The organism is Sporolactobacillus sp. BBK16-2 (assembly GCF_059878335.1).
Genome location: NZ_CM187611.1, coordinates 1,395,691 through 1,411,846 on the forward strand (window position 1 = coordinate 1,395,691; position 16,156 = coordinate 1,411,846).

The window sequence follows — 16,156 nt, forward strand, 5'->3', positions numbered from 1 at the left end:
AGAAAAGAGGGAAGAAGATGCCATCCATAAGACAAGATGCGTGGACACATGCAGAAGACGGGAAACTCGCGGAAATTGTTCTTCGGCACATTAAAGAAGGGAGCACGCAACTGGCCGGTTTTGCGGAGGCAGGCCGATTGCTCTCGCGCACATCGGCGGCATGTGGATTTCGATGGAATTCCGCAATCAGAAAAATTTATGAGCAGGCATTGAAAGAAGCAAAAGAAATACGAAAAAAGAATAGGAAAGAAAAGAAAAAAACACTGATTTTAACAGACGATTCAGGAACGGAACAGCATGCAACTGTTCCGAATACACGAACACTAGGTAAAAGGGCTGCTGAAACGGATATTGATCAAGTGATTTGTTTCCTTAATCAATTAAAGACGCAATCTGCCGCCTTGGATAACTCGGAACAGGTGAATGAGCAGCTGAGAAACTTGAAAATCGAGAATCAGTTATTGGATGAAGCCTATCAAAAACTGCAAAAAGATTATTCTAATGTAAAACGCAATTATGAGTCACTGCTTCATGTGCTGAAAGCCGTTGATGAAGCAAGAAAAGAAATACCTGCATTGAATGAATGAACATTAAAAGTATGAAAAGCGCCCAATTTGGGCGCTTTTTTTTAAGCCATAGATGTGAAATTGAGTGCTGTTATTATTTTTTCTAAATTTAAGAAGGGATGGGGACTAAAAAGAGCGAATTTAGAAAATGATGTGGTGGAAAGTGGGGGATTGTGGTAAAGTAAAACAAAAGAGGAGGCGTCTCTGATGTTTATGGGAGAATTTAATCACAGCATAGACATAAAAGGGCGTCTCATCATTCCCTCGAAGTTTCGCGATGAACTTGGCGACACATTTGTTATTACTCGCGGCCTTGATCAATGCCTTTTTGTTTATCCCATGAGCGAATGGCACAGAATAGAAGAAAAACTAAAGGCGCTTCCTTTTACGAAAAAGGATGCTCGAGCATTTACTCGGTTCTTTTTTTCGGGAGCCAGTGAATGTGCATTGGACAAGCAGGGGCGGGTATCAATTAGTAACGGTCTTCGAGACTATGCGAAATTGATGAAGGATTGTGTGGTCATCGGCGTTTCCACTCGACTTGAAATTTGGGATCAGGAAATGTGGACACGTTATTTTGCACAATCTGAAGAATCATTTAATGACATCTCAGAGAGCTTGCTTGATTTGGACCTGTAAACCCGGTGCCAAATGAATTGTTCTGTGTGACAGGAGTCGGTGTCAGTGTTTGAACATGTTACGGTTTTAAAGAAAGAAGCGATAAAAGGACTTGATCTAAGTCCTGATGGCATTTATGTGGACTGTACGCTCGGCGGTGGCGGACATAGCGAGGTCATTGCTGCACAGTTGGAAAAAGGCCATCTCTATGCATTTGATCAAGATGATGAAGCGCTGAGCGCTGCATCAGAACGATTGAAAGCATATTCTGGAAAAATAACGTTTATAAAATCAAATTTCAGGCATCTAGAACAAGAACTGCTGCAACGCGGCGTGTTCCAGGTAAACGGAATACTATTTGATCTAGGCGTATCCTCTCCACAATTCGATCATGCAGATCGAGGATTCAGCTATCAGCATAATGGTCCGCTCGACATGAGAATGGACCAGCAGCAGCAACTTACAGCTGCCGCCATTGTGAATGAATGGCCGACTGATCGTCTGGCACGAATCTTTTTTATGTATGGTGAGGAGCGTTTTTCAAGGCAGATCGCTAGAAAAATCGAGAAGTACCGCGAAAATAAGCCGATTGAAACGACGGATGAACTGGTAGAAATCATCAAGGATGCCATACCGGCACCTGCAAGAAGAAAAGGCGGGCATCCTGCAAAACGAGTTTTTCAAGCCCTTCGTGTTGCTGTGAATGACGAGCTTGGAAGCTTTGACGAAGCATTAATGCAATCGCTTCGTGTGTTGGCGATTGGCGGACGGATCGCAGTGATCACTTTTCAATCACTTGAAGATAAGCTGTGCAAGCAGTTTTTCAAAAAATACAGCGAGCCGCCGGAACTTCCTCCAGGGCTTCCAGTCGTACCGGAAGCATTTTTACCGGTGCTAAAGAAAATAGGTAGGAAACCGGTTGTTCCTTCAGAAGAAGAAGTAACGGCAAATAATCGATCCCGATCAGCAAAACTCAGGATTGCAGAAAAAGTCAGGGAAATTAAGGAGGATGAGAAGCAATGAATCAGAGTCAGCAAGCATTTAAGGTACAGAGAGAAGAGTATGTGGAGCACACAACTCAGCAAGAACAAATTGTTATTACGCGACGGATAACTAAAGGCGAGAAGGGTCTTTGGATTATGGCAGGTGTGGTCACCTTTTTGCTGGCACTCTGTATTGTTGCTAATCAAGCAAAGCTTTATATGGCCTCGCAGGATGTTGCATCGCTACAATCGAAGATAAACGACCAATCGAAAGTGACACAGCAATTAAAGGCGGAGACTGATCGTTTAAGTTCTCCTGAACGAATTGTCCGTTTTGCAGAAAAGGAATTGGGCCTAAAACTAGATATTCAAAATATAAAGGTACTTCCTTAAGGTGGTTTGTTCCCATGTTTCAACGCAAACGAAGATTAATAAGTTTTTGGGCGGGTATAGTCGGCGGTCTTTTTATGCTGGCTTTTTTTGTCATTATCGGCCGTTTCGTGTTTATTGCTCAAGGTAAAGAAATTGATAATCATCAATTATTAAAAGTTGGAGAAAAGCAATGGTCTCAATATAAAACTGTCGATGAGAAGCGCGGTACGATCTACTCTGACAACGGACGGATTCTTGCGGAAGATGTTCCCGCTTATACACTTTATGCAATCATTAGTCCTAAAAGTGATAATCATGTGAAAGACAAAAAAAAGACTGCAGCCGCTTTAGCACCTATTTTGGAAATGAAGGAGTCTGATATCCTTAAGGAACTCAATCGGAACGTTTACCAAGTGGAGTTCGGTTCGAAGGGCAAAATGCTGAGCTATGCTAAAAAGAAGCAGATTGATCGCCTAAACTTACCGGGAATCGGGTATCTTACCGAATCGAAACGCTATTATCCTGAACAGTCGAGTGCCGCTTATACCTTAGGTTTTACACAAACAAACCAAGAAAACAATCAGCAAAAGGGAGTATTTGGTGTCGAGCAGTCTTTAGATAAGTATCTCACTGAAAAAGACGGATCGGTGCGCTACTATCGCAGTTTGTCCGGAGTACCCATTCCGGATGAAAAACAAAAGATTAAAAAGGCATCTCCGGGAAAAGATGTCTATTTGACGCTGAACACACGAATTCAAACGGTGCTTGATCAAGCGATGTCCAGAGTGAATGAAGACTATTCGCCGGAAAGTATGATCGGGATCGCTGCCGATCCAAAAACTGGGAAAATACTTGCCATATCCTCATATCCGACATTTAATCCCAATAAACGTGATATCAAGAATTTCAGCAATACCAGTATTTCTGAACCCTATGAACCAGGTTCGGTGATGAAAGTATTTACCGTTGCGTCTGCTATAGATGCAGGTGTTTACAAGGGATCTGACACCTATCAATCCGGGGATTATAAAACCAGCGGAGGTACAATTCATGATTGGAGACGGCAGGGCTGGGGAACGATTACGTTTGACCAAGGCTTTGAACTGTCTTCAAATGTTGGCATGTCGGTACTCACGGATAAGTATCTAGGAGTAGACAGATTCAAAAATTATTTAAAAAAGTTCGGGTTAATGGATAAGACGGGAATAGATCTTCCGGGAGAGCGTTCAAGTGTTGTCAACTGGCAATGGAAGATTGATAAATTAGAAGCTTCATTCGGTCAGGCCTCCGCCTTTACGGCAATGCAAATTGTTCAGGCGGCTACGGCCATCGGAAATGATGGAAAGATGATGCGCCCTTATATCGTTGATAAAATTGTTAACCCGGCAACAAAAAAAACGATTCTGAAGCATCAGCCTGTTGTGGCAGGCAATCCCATTTCTGCATCTGCTGCTGAACAGACGCGTGCGCTCATGCGTAAAGTAGTTACTGAAAAAAAAGTGGTAAACGGATACAGTGCAACAGGTCTTGCCTATGACCTCCCAGGTTATGATGTGATTGGAAAAACGGGAACCGCACAGATATCCCTAAACGGTCAATATATGGTTGGTAAAAACAATTATGTGTACTCATTTTTGGGGATGGCTCCGCAAAAAGATCCTAAATTAATTGTGTATGTGGCAGTCAAACAGCCGCATCTCAAAGCTACCGATCTTGGCGCGGAACCTGTGGTCGATATCGTGCGTCCGGTCATGACAAGTGCACTCCAATATCTTCAAGTTGACAAAAAAGCAAGCGAATCTAAGGAAAAATTACAGCTGCCATCACAAAAGTTTGGAGATTATACAGGTACTGATATGAATGAAACCGTTGAAAAATTAAAAGGTCAAGGAATTGTTCCGATCTCGATAGGTTCTGGAACGATTCAAAAACAGCTGCCTTATGCGGGGGAACGGCTTTACTCTGGTAATAAGGTCATTTTATCCGGAGAAGGTCAAAAAACAATGCCCGATCTTACCGGTTGGACGCTTGCCGATACGATGAAACTGGCAGATATGGAGAATCTAAAACTCAGTGCTAAAGGTGAAGGATTTGTTACAGGACAAAGCATCGCGGCTGGTGCAGTGATTAAATCAGGCAGTGATTTAATCATCACCATGCAGGCAGAAAAAACCGAAAAAACAAATTCAAATACAGGTAATTCATCGCCTGACACAAAAAATCCATAATACGCGAATAGCTCGTTCTATTATGCCTTGTCCCTTCATATGGGTAGGACAAGGAACGATGGGAGGGGCTAAACGTGCGTGTGTCGAAAGTTACCGTTAGAAGGCGGTTGTTGTTTTTCCTGTCCGCAGGGCTCATAATCTTTGCGATTTTTATTGGCAGACTGGCATATCTGCAAGTTTTTCATAATAAATGGCTGATGAATTATGCACTGAAATCTTGGAGCAGAGAGATTCCTTATGAGGCCGAACGAGGCCGTATTTTGGATAGCCGAGGAAAAGTTCTGGCGACAAATGTGAGCAGCCCGTCTGTTCTTGTCGTACCGCGACAAGTGAAAAATAAAAAGTTGACAGCGGAAAAACTGGCATCTGTTCTGAATATGAGCGAAAAAAAAGCTTACGAAAAAATTTCGAAAGTGGAATCAATCGTGCGCATAACACCTGAAGGAAGAAAAATTTCGAATGAGAAGGCAGCACAAGTTAAAGCGTTGGGCCTTCCCGGTGTATTTGTCGCTGAAGATTTTAAGCGTGATTATCCAAAAGGCAATTATTTGTCTCACGTGCTTGGGTTTGCAGGTATTGATAATCAAGGGTTGACGGGACTTGAGTCATATTATAATGATGGACTGAAAGGGAAAAACGGCCATGTTGACTTCTTTTCTGATGTGAACGGCAATCGAATGTCGGATCTGAAAGATAAATATGTTCCGCCAACCAGTGGCTCAAGCCTGAAGCTGACCATTGATTCTCGGGTGCAGTCAATTATTGAACGTGAATTAAATAATGCGGTAGCTACCTATAATCCTGACAGCGCCATGGCGATTGCAATGGACCCGAACACGGGTGCAATTCTTGGCATGTCAACGAAACCTGATTTTAACCCTGAAAATTATAAAAAAGTTTCACCAGAAGTGTATAATCATAATTTGCCGATCTGGAAGACCTATGAACCAGGATCAACCTTTAAGGTCATCACACTTGCAGCTGCTCTTCAAGAAAAGGCGGTTGATTTGAATAAGGATCATTTCTATGATTCAGGAGCGATCGAAGTTGCCGGATCGAAGCTTCATTGCTGGAAAAGAGGAGGCCATGGATCTGAAACATTTCTGCAAGTCGTGCAGAATTCATGCAACCCTGGTTTTGTAGCACTTGGGGAACGGATCGGCAAGGATAAATTATTTTCCTATATTGATAAATTTGGTTTCGGGGAGAAGACGGGCATTGATCTTCAAGGTGAAGCGAAAGGTATCTTATTTAATAAAAATAAAATCGGTCCGCTGGAAGCAGCTACAACGGCATTTGGTCAAGGTGTATCGGTAACCCCGATTCAGCAAATCACTGCAGTTTCTGCAGCGGTCAATGGCGGTTATCTCTATCAACCGCAACTGGCAAAGGCATGGATTGATACGGATACGGGCAAAACGATCAATCGGATCGAACCTGTGATGAAAAGGCGTGTTATTTCAGAAGCAACATCAAAAGAAGTTCGGAGTACTCTAGAAAGTGTCGTGGCGCAAGGTACAGGACGCAATGCCTATGTTCAGGGCTATCGGATTGGTGGGAAAACCGGAACGGCACAGAAGGTCGATCCAAAGACGGGGCGCTATATGAGTAATAACTACATTGTATCGTTTATGGGATTTGCACCGGCCAATAATCCGAAAATCGTCGTTTACGTCGCGGTTGACAATCCTAAAGGTACAGTCCAGTTCGGCGGTACAGTTTCCGCACCGATTGCCGGACGTATTATCAGCGACAGTTTGAGCGCAATGGGTGTCAAAAAACAAACGGGTGGATTAGAGAAAGAGGCTCGCTGGCCGGACCAGCCGATGATTACTATTCCGGATTTAAAAGGAATGGATAAAAATGACTTACGAAACACTTTAATTGATCTGAAGCTGAAGACTGAAGGAAGCGGCGATGTTGTTACCATGCAGTCTCCGAAAGCTGGGGTTAAGGTCAAACAAGGTTCAACAATAATGATATACTTAGGTGACAAAAAGAAAGCAGACGATTAAAATAAGCAATGGACGCAAGGGAGCCGCTGTGTTTTTAAGCTGGTTCTTGGGCATACATAAGTCCTGAGGGATGATCAGGAAATATTTGATTGCCCCTTGCCTCGCTCAGGTATCTGATGTTTGAAGAGACCAGCGGGTTATGTATGTGATTCAGATAAAGTTGAGGGACGTGTCAATCAATGAAACTTGCGGATTGCCTGACGGCGCTTGCTTTTTTTCAGCAAGAAGGAATGGGAAATCCAGAAATTAATGATCTCATTATCGATTCACGGCTTGTTAAGCCTGGATCCTTGTTTTTTTGCATCAAGGGTCATCATGTCGATGGACATCATTTTGCAGCCCAGGCAGAAAAAAGCGGTGCAGCTGCCATCATTGCTCAGGATCGTATTGATGTTTCGATTCCTGTAATTTATGTGAGTGATACACATAGAGCTTTGGCAATGGTTGCTGATCACTATTACGGACATCCGAGTCACCATCTGCACATGATCGGTGTTACAGGAACAAATGGAAAGACAACGATCACGTATCTCGTGCAATCAATTCAAGAGGCAGCGGGAATGAATACCGGTCTGATCGGTACGATGGGGATGCGTTATAAAAATGAATTTATTCCGGTACAGAATACAACGCCTGAGGTTCACCTTGTCCATAAAAATTTAGCTAAAATGAAAGCTCAAGGGGCTGTCTCCGCTGTCATGGAAACGTCATCGAACGCACTCTATGATGGAAGGGTTCACGGTTGTGATTTTAACATCGGTATTTTTACCAATTTAACAGAAGACCATTTGGACCTTCATGGAACAATGAAGGACTACATGTATGCAAAAAGCCTGCTCTTTTCACAACTTGGCAACAGCTACGGCGGTCAAAAAAAAGCCGCGGTCTTGAATGTAGACGATCCGGTATCTGATGTATACAGACATATGACGGCTGTCCATGTCATTTCATATGGTATTAATAAGGCCGCCGATTTCCGTGCGACATCGATTCAGATAAAACCATCAGGCACGGATTTTATTTTGGAGACCGCAGGAAAGTCTTATCCGGTATCGATGAAATTAATCGGTAAATTCAGTGTGTACAACGTCCTGGCGGCTCTGGCCGCTTGTTCCGTTAGCGGACTCGACATAATGGAAATGATTCACACAGTCGAACAAATAAAAGGTGTCTCCGGACGCTTCGAACCTGTTGATGCCGGTCAGAAATTCACTGTAATTGTGGACTATTCACACACACCGGACAGTCTGGAAAATGCTCTTGATACAATCAGGGAATTCGCAAAAAAACGTGTAATCGCCATTGTTGGGTGTGGGGGAGACCGTGAGCGAGGAAAGCGTCCGATCATGGCTAAAATTGCTGTAGACAAGAGCGATCTAGCCATTTTGACGTCAGACAATCCGCGCACTGAGGACCCTGATGCTATACTTGATGAAATGGAAAACGGTGTGAAAGGACGTTCTTATAAGAAGATTATTGACAGACGCAAAGCAATACAGTTTGCGATGCAACATGCCGAAAGCGGCGACATCGTACTCATTGCAGGTAAAGGTCATGAAGATTATCAGATTATCGGTACGACAAAACATCATTTTGACGATCGTGAAGAAGCGCGCTCAGCAATTCTTGAACGTAATACTATTAAATAATCGAACATCAAGTGTTCGCATGACATTAGGAGAGAGTAATCGATGAGTATTGGAGTAGATATTGTCAGAGGCCAGGCGATTCAGTCAATCGGTGATGCCGGACACATTGATCGACTGAACATCATGACCGACAGCCGCAAATCAAATGAAAGCGGCCTTTTTGTTCCTTTGGTAGGTGCAAACTTCAATGGTCACCAATTTTTAAGTCAGGCAATAGCGAATGGGGCAGTTGCTGCACTTTGGATGGAGAGAGAACCGCTGCCTGATGCATTGCCGGCAAATTTCCCTGTTTTTTTTGTTCGCGATACATTAACTTCTTTGCAAAGTATGGCAAAAAGTTATTTGAATCAAGTTCGGCCGAAAATCATTGCTGTCACTGGATCGAATGGGAAAACGACAACAAAAGATATGATCTACAGCATTCTTTCTCAGATGTTCAGAACAGTGAAAACGCAGGGGAATTTAAATAATCATATCGGTGTTCCGCTGACCATATTATCGATGTCCGAAGATACGCAAGTTCTCGTGCTTGAAATGGGAATGAACCATTTTGGTGAATTGACCTTTCTAAGTCAAATGGCAAAACCGGATATTGCAATCATCACCAACATCGGTGAATCACATATTGAGTATTTAGGAAGCAGAGAAGGAATTGCGAAAGCAAAACTCGAAATTGTCAATGGGTTAAAAAAACGAGGCACTCTGATATTGGACGGCGACGAACCGCTTCTTGCAAACATTCAGACATATGCTTATCAGATTGTGCGTTGCGGTTTTGACGTTCAAAATAATTGGTGTATTACGGACATTTCTGAATCTGTGAATGGAAGCCGTTTTTCACTGAATAGGCAGAAGGATTGCTTTAAAATCCCGGTGCTTGGCAGACATAATGTGAAAAATGCAGTTCTCAGCTTTGCTGCTGCCAGAATTTTGGGAGCAGATATTGAGACCATCCGCAATGGATTAGAACATCTACATTTGACAAAACTACGTTTTCAAAAAGTTGATGGGCTGAATGGGTCGACTCTAATTGAAGATTGTTATAATGCCAGCCCGTCCTCAATGAAAGCTTCTCTTGAAACACTGAAGAAACTGCCCGGTTTCAGACGCAGAGTGGCGGTGCTTGGCGATATGTATGAGCTTGGAAAAAATGAGGAAAATCAGCACAAAAGTATTGCTAAGTTTTTGACAGCTCCATTGACCCATGTTGTGACGATCGGTGAAAAAGGAGCTTGGATTGCGGACGGTTTGCGTGAAATTGGCGGAGATCAGGCAATAGATGTGCAATCATTTGAAACAAAAGCAGCGGCGCAAACTTACCTTGAATCGTTGCTTGATGACAAAACGGTGATGCTGTTCAAGGCATCAAGGCTTCTTAAGCTTGAAGAGTTATCAGCAGGTTTGCACGCTTAAAAATCGAATCATTTAATTTGATGACCTGATAAAGAAAACTTGCCGATGGGCAAGACTAGGCGAAATATTAACATCATCATAGAACAATTTCTTGTGTTTAGGTAATGGGCAGCGCGCATTAAAAGGAGCGAAAGGATTCATGACATTGACCTTATTATTTGGATTGGCTATATCTTTTCTAGTGACACTTGTTTTTGCACCTTTTTTCATTCCGCTTTTAAGGAGATTTCATTTCGGGCAGTATATCCGAGAAGAAGGGCCGAAGAGCCATCAAAAGAAAAGCGGGACACCGACAATGGGCGGCGTCATTTTTTTAATTGGATTACTCGCAGGTATTCTTGTAATGGGTTTAAAGTACCATGTTAACTCACAAGATACTTACATGTTGCTGTTTGTAACATTGGGGTTCGGCCTTGTGGGGCTGCTTGATGATTTTATTAAAATCTCAATGAAACGCAACATGGGCCTGACATCGAAGCAGAAAATGGCGGCGCAAATTGTCATCTCGCTTATTTTTTGGTTCATTGTTACGCGATATGACTACTCAACTTATTTGTCCTTCCCAGGGACCAACTATATGATCAATCTGCACTGGTTTTATCCGGTTTTTGTTATCTTTCTATTAATAGGTGTCCCTAACGCAACAAACTTAACTGACGGTATGGACGGACTCCTTTCCGGACTGTCCGTTATAGCCTTTGGTGCTTATGCGGTGATCGCTTGGTTTGCAATGAACCTAGGTGTGGCTGTATTTGCGACAGTTATGCTTGGTGCACTTCTAGGCTTCTTGATCTTTAATGCACATCCGGCACGCGTGTTCATGGGTGATACAGGCTCGCTTGCGATCGGCGGTGCACTTGCAGGCATGGCCATTTTAACAAATACGGAGATTTTGCTTGCCATTATTGGCGGTGTCTTTGCTATTGAAACATTATCTGTCATTATTCAAGTAATTGCCTTTAAGACGACGGGACACAGAGTATTTAAAATGAGTCCGATTCATCATCACTTTGAACTGTCAGGTTGGTCGGAGTGGAAAGTCGTAACCGTATTTTGGGTCGTTGGGCTCATGCTCGCTGTAATTGGTATCTATCTGAAGGTGGGGGTTGTCAGTTGAAAACATCGAATGAATTTACGAACAAAAAAATTCTTGTCTTAGGTTTGGGCAAGAGCGGTTATGCAGCTGCAAAACTGACCAAAAGCATGGGCGCTGATATTACGGTTAATGACCGCAGTGATTTAAGTGCAAACGATCATGCACGCGACTTGAAATCTGCTGGAATCCACGTTGTTGGAGGCGGACATCCTCTCGAACTTCTTGACGGCATTGACTTAATGATCAAAAACCCAGGCATTCCCTATACAAATCCTATGGTTCAAAGAGCCATTGAACTGAATATACCCATTGTGACTGAAGTGGAAATTGCAGGACTATTATCCGATGCACAGTTTATTGGAATAACAGGTTCAAACGGGAAAACGACAACGACGATGCTGATCGGTGAGATGATGAAGGGGTCGAAATATGAACCCATTGTCGCTGGAAACATCGGTACGGCACTGACTTCAGTTGTTCAAAAAGCAACCGAAGAAGACGTGATTGTAGCGGAACTTTCAAGTTTTCAACTTTTAGGAACAAGAAAGTTTCACCCACATACAGCTGTTGTCCTGAACATATTTGATCATCATTTGGATTATCATGGAACGGTTAAAAATTATGCTGAAGCAAAGGCGCGTATTACTACCAATCAGACTGCGGAGGATGCGCTCGTTTATAATGCCGACAGTGAGCGCGTCGTCGCTTATATCGCTGAAAAATCAAAGGCACGAAAAGTTCCTTTTTCATTGAAAACAAAGGTGGAAGATGGGGCTTATGTCTCTGAATCAGTTATTTATTTTAAAAATGAGCCAATCATGAAGGTGGATGAAATGGGTCTGCCGGGCGAGCACAATTTAATGAATGCACTTGCGGCAGTGGCTGTTGCCGGTGTATATGGGGTTCCGAAGCAGCATATGGCTGACGTGCTGCGTTCTTTTAAAGGCGCTCGTCATCGTCTGGAATATGTGGATGTCGTGCAGGGGCGAACCGTCTACAACGATTCTAAAGCAACGAATATTATTGCAACAACCAAGGCACTGCATGCTTTTCCAGGGAAAGAAATTGTTCTTCTTGCAGGCGGACTCGATCGCGGGAACACATTTGATGCGCTGATTCCTGAATTAAAGAAGGCACCGATTAAAGCAGTGCTTCTTTTCGGTCAAACGCAGAAGAAATTGCTTGATGCTTGTGAAAAAGCGTCAATTCCCGTGATCAGGGAAGTTGAGAATGTCGAGGCTGCTGTTCCGGAAGCCTTTGCTTTATCCAAACCAGGCGATGTTATTTTGCTTTCTCCAGCATGTGCAAGCTGGGATCAATATAAATCTTTTGAGCAGCGCGGTGACATTTTTATCGCAGAAGTGAATAAGTTTAGATAAGGGGACAGGCCGGTGATGATGAGCTTCGGCAATCCGTGTCCCTGATCTGAACGGAGTGATGCTCATGCGCAAGTATCGTCAATCACCTGATCTCGTGCTGCTGATCATAACTTTTGCTTTGCTCACTATAGGGTTGATGATGGTTTATAGTGCAAGTGCTGTAAAGGCGGCTAACGAATTCGGCGATTCACTGTATTTTTTGAAACGGCAGTTGCTATTTGCTTCGATCGGGGCAGCCTTGATGTTTGCTGTCATGCAGATTGATTATCACTTTTGGAGAGCATGGGCGAAAATAGGCTTGATTGGCTGCTATTTTCTGCTTGTGATTGTTTTAATTCCGGGTGTAGGTCTCGTTCGCGGCGGGGCGAGCAGCTGGCTCGGCGTCGGTGCATTTTCAATACAGCCGTCAGAATTTATCAAGGTCGCACTGATTTTATTTCTTTCGAACTATCTTTCGGAGCATCAGTCACGTCTGCCGAACTTTCGCAAGGGACTCATTCCGGCACTCATGCCGGTAATCTTAGCGTTTGGGCTGATTATGCTACAACCTGATCTTGGAACTGGGATGGTGCTGGTGCTTACCTGCGTGCTCATGATCTTTGTTGCAGGGGCGCGCATCAAGCATTTTGTTCTTATGGGCTCAGTAGGTATACTTGGTTTGGCAGGTTTAATCCTTTCTGCTCCGTATCGCTTGAAACGCTTGTCAGCATTTTTTAATCCGTGGCAAGATCCTAAGAATGGCGGCTTTCAAATCACGCAGTCCTTGCTTGCGATTGGACCAGGCGGTCTGCTTGGATTCGGATTGGGACAAAGCAGGCAAAAATATCAATATCTTCCGGAGCCGCAGACCGATTTTATTTTTTCTATTGTTTGCGAAGAACTTGGGTTTATTGGAGCAGCTTTTGTACTTCTGCTCTTTTGTCTCTTGCTCTGGCGCGGCATTTTGATCGCCATAAAGGCACCGGATCTTTTCGGAACGCTGCTCGCTGTAGGAATTACCGGCATGATTGCAATTCAAATTATGATTAACATCGCGGTTGTAACCGGGCTGATTCCTGTAACAGGGATTACCTTACCGTTCCTCAGTTACGGTGGGTCATCACTGACGCTAATGCTTGTGTCGATCGGTATTTTGTTAAATGTCAGCAGCCACATAAACTGACTGTCTACACACATCAATGGTCTAATCGCAACCCTGTTTTTCAGTAAACAGGGTTTGCTGTTTTTTTCAAAAGAAAATACAATAGAAGGTGCCGGATAAGTGAGAAATTAAATGCCCGCAGGATACCGGTTGTATTTTCAGTTCAAGGTATGCGGAGGAGAGAATGCTATGGACAAGAAGAAGGTTGTCGCGCTTGAGGATCGACTGCCCCAATTAAAGAAGGAACGAAAACGGAAAGCGAATCGGCGTTTTGCTTTTTACGCTTCTCTATTTTTTTTCTTGATACTTATTGTCGTTTATTTTCAATCTCCTCTAAGCCGAGTACACTCAATTGCTGTTGAAGGCGAGCAAATAGTGAGCAGCGATAAAGTCATAAAAGCGAGCGGCATCACGAATAAAACACATATATGGGATATCCGTAAGAAGGCTGTTGCTCAAAGCATTGAAAAATTACCAACAGTAAGAACAGCTGTGATCGAGAAGAAATTTCCAAATCAAGTTAAGATCATAGTTACCGAGTACACGCGCAAGGCCTATTTGCAAAAGGACGGCAGCTTTTATCCCATTCTTCAAAATGGCGCGATGCTGAGTAAACTTCAAAGCGGTAAACTGCCTGTCGATGCACCTGTTCTGTTTGGATTTTCAAAATCTGGTCCCCTTAAAAAAGTCGCTGAAGGGCTTTCTAAGGTTTCCAAACAGATGGCACATAATATTTCTGATATTCATTACATAGGAAAATCAGGAAGCGGAGACGATCTTGTTTTATATATGAATGACGGAAACAAAGTCATCGCCAGCACACAAACCTTTGCGCAGAACATTAAATTATATCCTGAGATCGCTGCTAATTTGCCAAAAGGGAAGCTCGGAACCATCCATTTAAGTGTTGGTACCTACTTTATTCCAGATGATTCAGATCAGGGTACGACTCAGGATGCAAACAAAAAATAAAAGCATGAAAAATCTCCTCAGTCATTTCGCAAAACAAGCAAATTAATCTTTTCTAGTACTTCAAGTTGGTGTAGACTATTAAATAGTTAAGTATTTAATAGTATTAACTTTTTTCGGCTCTTTCAAATGAATAGGTCTATATATCTATTCACTTTGTCTGAATAAATGCCGATATATTTGTGAAATACGATCAATTTAAATACGCTTTGAAATTTTAAAAGGGAATTGCTCCATTTTGTAGAATACAAACAGTACTAAGGTTTGACTCTATTTAACCGGAACAGAAAAAAGTATTGGGTTGAAAATAATGTCTCCAAAAATGAATTGCAGATATTCGTATGTTACTTGCTCGATCCAATCATCCCTGAATAGAGAAATCATCAAAGATATTCAAGAAAAAGGGGGTGCCACAGAATGAACAGTGAGGATGTTTTTGTCAGTCTGGATATCGGCACGTCCAGTATAAAGACCGTGATCGGCGAGATGGCAGGGGAACGTTTAAATGTTATTGGTGTTGGTGAAGCGTCTTCGTACGGGATAAAAAAAGGGGCGATCGTCGACATTGATGCGACGGTCCGCTCGATTGGCAATGCTGTTGAACAGGCTGAACGTATGGTTGGTATCGGCATTAAAAGTGTGATTGTCGGCATTTCCGGAAATCATATCCAGCTCAGAAGCTGTCATGGTGTTGTTGCAGTTTCCGGCGAATCTCATGAGATAGGGAATGAGGATATCGCAAGAGTAATCGATGCTGCCCAAGTGATGTCAATACCTCCGGAGCGAGAGATTATTGATGTTATCCCTGAGCAGTTCATTGTTGACGGCGTTGATGAAATTCATGATCCGAGAGGAATGATCGGTGTTCGTCTCGAAATGGAAGGAACACTGATCACAGGCTCAAAGACTTTGCTTCATAATCTTCTTCGATGTGTCGAACGTGCGGGATTAACTATTTCGGATGTTTGCCTCCAACCGCTCGCATTGGGCTCTGTCGCGTTGTCGAATGACGAGAAAAATTTAGGTGTCGCGCTTATTGATATCGGTGGCGGCTCCACAAGTGTGGCAGTATTTGACCAAGGCACATTGGTTTCGACTTTTGAACTTCCTATCGGCGGAAATCATATTACAAAGGATATATCCATTATCCAAAAAATCCCTATGGATGAAGCAGAAAATGCAAAAATAAAGCATGGCGTAGCTTATTTAGGTGCGGCTTCTGATGAAGATACGTTTACCGTATCGCAAATTGGAAGCGACAAAAAGCAATCACTGAATCAAGAAGATTTGGCTGAAATTATTCAAGCGCGTATGGAAGAACTATTTGAAATTATACGCGAGGAACTGCGGCGCATCGGTATTTACGATCTTCCCGGTGGCTATGTGTTTACCGGCGGAGTCACTGCGATGCCTGGTGTAGCAGATTTAGCAGCACATCATTTAAATTCCAGTGTGCGTATTGCCTCGCCTGATTACATTGGCGTGCGCGAGCCTAAATATACAGCTTGCATCGGTTTGATCCAATTTGCCTACCACAACGTCAAAATACAGGGGAAAGAGATTGCAGCTGCTATTGCCCCTGAGCATGAGCGTTATGAAGCTGTACAGAAACAGCACAAACAGAAAAAATCAAAACAGACCCCAAAAGAGCATGAAGGCGTCACGACCAAGGTAAAAAATTGGTTTAATCTGTTCTTTGATTGATCGGGCAGCGGAATGATTAAATG

The 16,156-nt window shown here is 43.1% G+C and carries 13 protein-coding genes; all 13 read left to right on the forward strand.

Going from position 1 to position 16,156, the window contains the following annotated elements; genetic code table 11:
* Positions 1-17 precede the first annotated feature (17 nt).
* The 13 genes from AC6F33_RS06945 to ftsA all read left to right on the forward strand — a co-directional run bounded on the left by AC6F33_RS06945 (position 18) and on the right by ftsA (position 16,133).
* Positions 18-587, forward strand: a complete 570-nt coding sequence (locus tag AC6F33_RS06945; RefSeq protein ID WP_255746136.1) for a hypothetical protein — start codon at positions 18-20, stop codon at positions 585-587.
* Positions 588-773: 186 nt separating this feature from the next.
* Positions 774-1,205 carry a division/cell wall cluster transcriptional repressor MraZ gene (gene mraZ / locus AC6F33_RS06950; RefSeq protein ID WP_255746137.1) on the forward strand — a complete coding sequence of 144 codons (432 nt, stop codon included), beginning with the start codon at positions 774-776 and terminating at the stop codon, positions 1,203-1,205.
* A 45-nt stretch (positions 1,206-1,250) separates the two neighbouring features.
* On the forward strand, positions 1,251-2,207 hold the full coding sequence (rsmH, locus tag AC6F33_RS06955; protein ID WP_255746138.1) for a 16S rRNA (cytosine(1402)-N(4))-methyltransferase RsmH: 957 nt from the start codon (positions 1,251-1,253) through the stop codon (positions 2,205-2,207).
* Positions 2,204-2,560, forward strand: a complete 357-nt coding sequence (gene ftsL / locus AC6F33_RS06960) for a cell division protein FtsL (protein ID WP_255746139.1) — start codon at positions 2,204-2,206, stop codon at positions 2,558-2,560. Before rsmH ends, ftsL begins: the two co-directional genes overlap by 4 nt.
* 14 nt (positions 2,561-2,574) lie before the next feature.
* Positions 2,575-4,767: a penicillin-binding transpeptidase domain-containing protein gene (locus tag AC6F33_RS06965; protein WP_255746140.1), complete on the forward strand. Its 2,193-nt coding sequence runs from the start codon at positions 2,575-2,577 to the stop codon at positions 4,765-4,767.
* Positions 4,768-4,841: 74 nt separating this feature from the next.
* Positions 4,842-6,782, forward strand: coding sequence for a stage V sporulation protein D (locus AC6F33_RS06970; RefSeq protein WP_255746141.1), 1,941 nt, complete (start codon positions 4,842-4,844; stop codon positions 6,780-6,782).
* A gap of 179 nt (positions 6,783-6,961) precedes the next feature.
* A complete protein-coding gene (locus tag AC6F33_RS06975; protein ID WP_255746142.1) occupies positions 6,962-8,431 on the forward strand; it encodes a UDP-N-acetylmuramoyl-L-alanyl-D-glutamate--2,6-diaminopimelate ligase in 1,470 nt (489 codons plus the stop codon).
* A gap of 42 nt (positions 8,432-8,473) precedes the next feature.
* Positions 8,474-9,844 (forward strand): UDP-N-acetylmuramoyl-tripeptide--D-alanyl-D-alanine ligase, encoded by a 1,371-nt coding sequence (locus AC6F33_RS06980; protein WP_255746143.1) that lies wholly within the window; start codon positions 8,474-8,476, stop codon positions 9,842-9,844.
* A 139-nt stretch (positions 9,845-9,983) separates the two neighbouring features.
* On the forward strand, positions 9,984-10,961 hold the full coding sequence (mraY, locus tag AC6F33_RS06985) for a phospho-N-acetylmuramoyl-pentapeptide-transferase (protein WP_480947473.1): 978 nt from the start codon (positions 9,984-9,986) through the stop codon (positions 10,959-10,961).
* Positions 10,958-12,319, forward strand: coding sequence for a UDP-N-acetylmuramoyl-L-alanine--D-glutamate ligase (murD, locus tag AC6F33_RS06990; RefSeq protein WP_255746145.1), 1,362 nt, complete (start codon positions 10,958-10,960; stop codon positions 12,317-12,319). Before mraY ends, murD begins: the two co-directional genes overlap by 4 nt.
* Before the next feature lie 64 nt (positions 12,320-12,383).
* On the forward strand, positions 12,384-13,481 hold the full coding sequence (spoVE, locus tag AC6F33_RS06995) for a stage V sporulation protein E (protein ID WP_500778009.1): 1,098 nt from the start codon (positions 12,384-12,386) through the stop codon (positions 13,479-13,481).
* 168 nt (positions 13,482-13,649) lie between these two features.
* Positions 13,650-14,432: a cell division protein FtsQ/DivIB gene (locus AC6F33_RS07000; RefSeq protein ID WP_255746147.1), complete on the forward strand. Its 783-nt coding sequence runs from the start codon at positions 13,650-13,652 to the stop codon at positions 14,430-14,432.
* Between the two features lie 414 nt (positions 14,433-14,846).
* Positions 14,847-16,133 carry a cell division protein FtsA gene (gene ftsA, locus AC6F33_RS07005; RefSeq protein WP_255746148.1) on the forward strand — a complete coding sequence of 429 codons (1,287 nt, stop codon included), beginning with the start codon at positions 14,847-14,849 and terminating at the stop codon, positions 16,131-16,133.
* The last annotated feature ends 23 nt before the right edge of the window (positions 16,134-16,156 follow it).

Excerpts from the sequence above, each read along its gene's own strand:
- AC6F33_RS06945 (WP_255746136.1), top strand. The coding sequence starts at position 18 with ATGCCATCCATAAGACAAGATGCGTGGACACATGCAGAAGACGGGAAA.
- mraZ (WP_255746137.1), top strand. The coding sequence starts at position 774 with ATGTTTATGGGAGAATTTAATCACAGCATAGACATAAAAGGGCGTCTC.
- ftsL (WP_255746139.1), top strand. The coding sequence starts at position 2,204 with ATGAATCAGAGTCAGCAAGCATTTAAGGTACAGAGAGAAGAGTATGTG.
- AC6F33_RS06965 (WP_255746140.1), top strand. The coding sequence starts at position 2,575 with ATGTTTCAACGCAAACGAAGATTAATAAGTTTTTGGGCGGGTATAGTC.
- AC6F33_RS06975 (WP_255746142.1), top strand. The coding sequence starts at position 6,962 with ATGAAACTTGCGGATTGCCTGACGGCGCTTGCTTTTTTTCAGCAAGAA.
- AC6F33_RS06980 (WP_255746143.1), top strand. The coding sequence starts at position 8,474 with ATGAGTATTGGAGTAGATATTGTCAGAGGCCAGGCGATTCAGTCAATC.
- mraY (WP_480947473.1), top strand. The coding sequence starts at position 9,984 with ATGACATTGACCTTATTATTTGGATTGGCTATATCTTTTCTAGTGACA.
- spoVE (WP_500778009.1), top strand. The coding sequence starts at position 12,384 with ATGCGCAAGTATCGTCAATCACCTGATCTCGTGCTGCTGATCATAACT.
- AC6F33_RS07000 (WP_255746147.1), top strand. The coding sequence starts at position 13,650 with ATGGACAAGAAGAAGGTTGTCGCGCTTGAGGATCGACTGCCCCAATTA.
- ftsA (WP_255746148.1), top strand. The coding sequence starts at position 14,847 with ATGAACAGTGAGGATGTTTTTGTCAGTCTGGATATCGGCACGTCCAGT.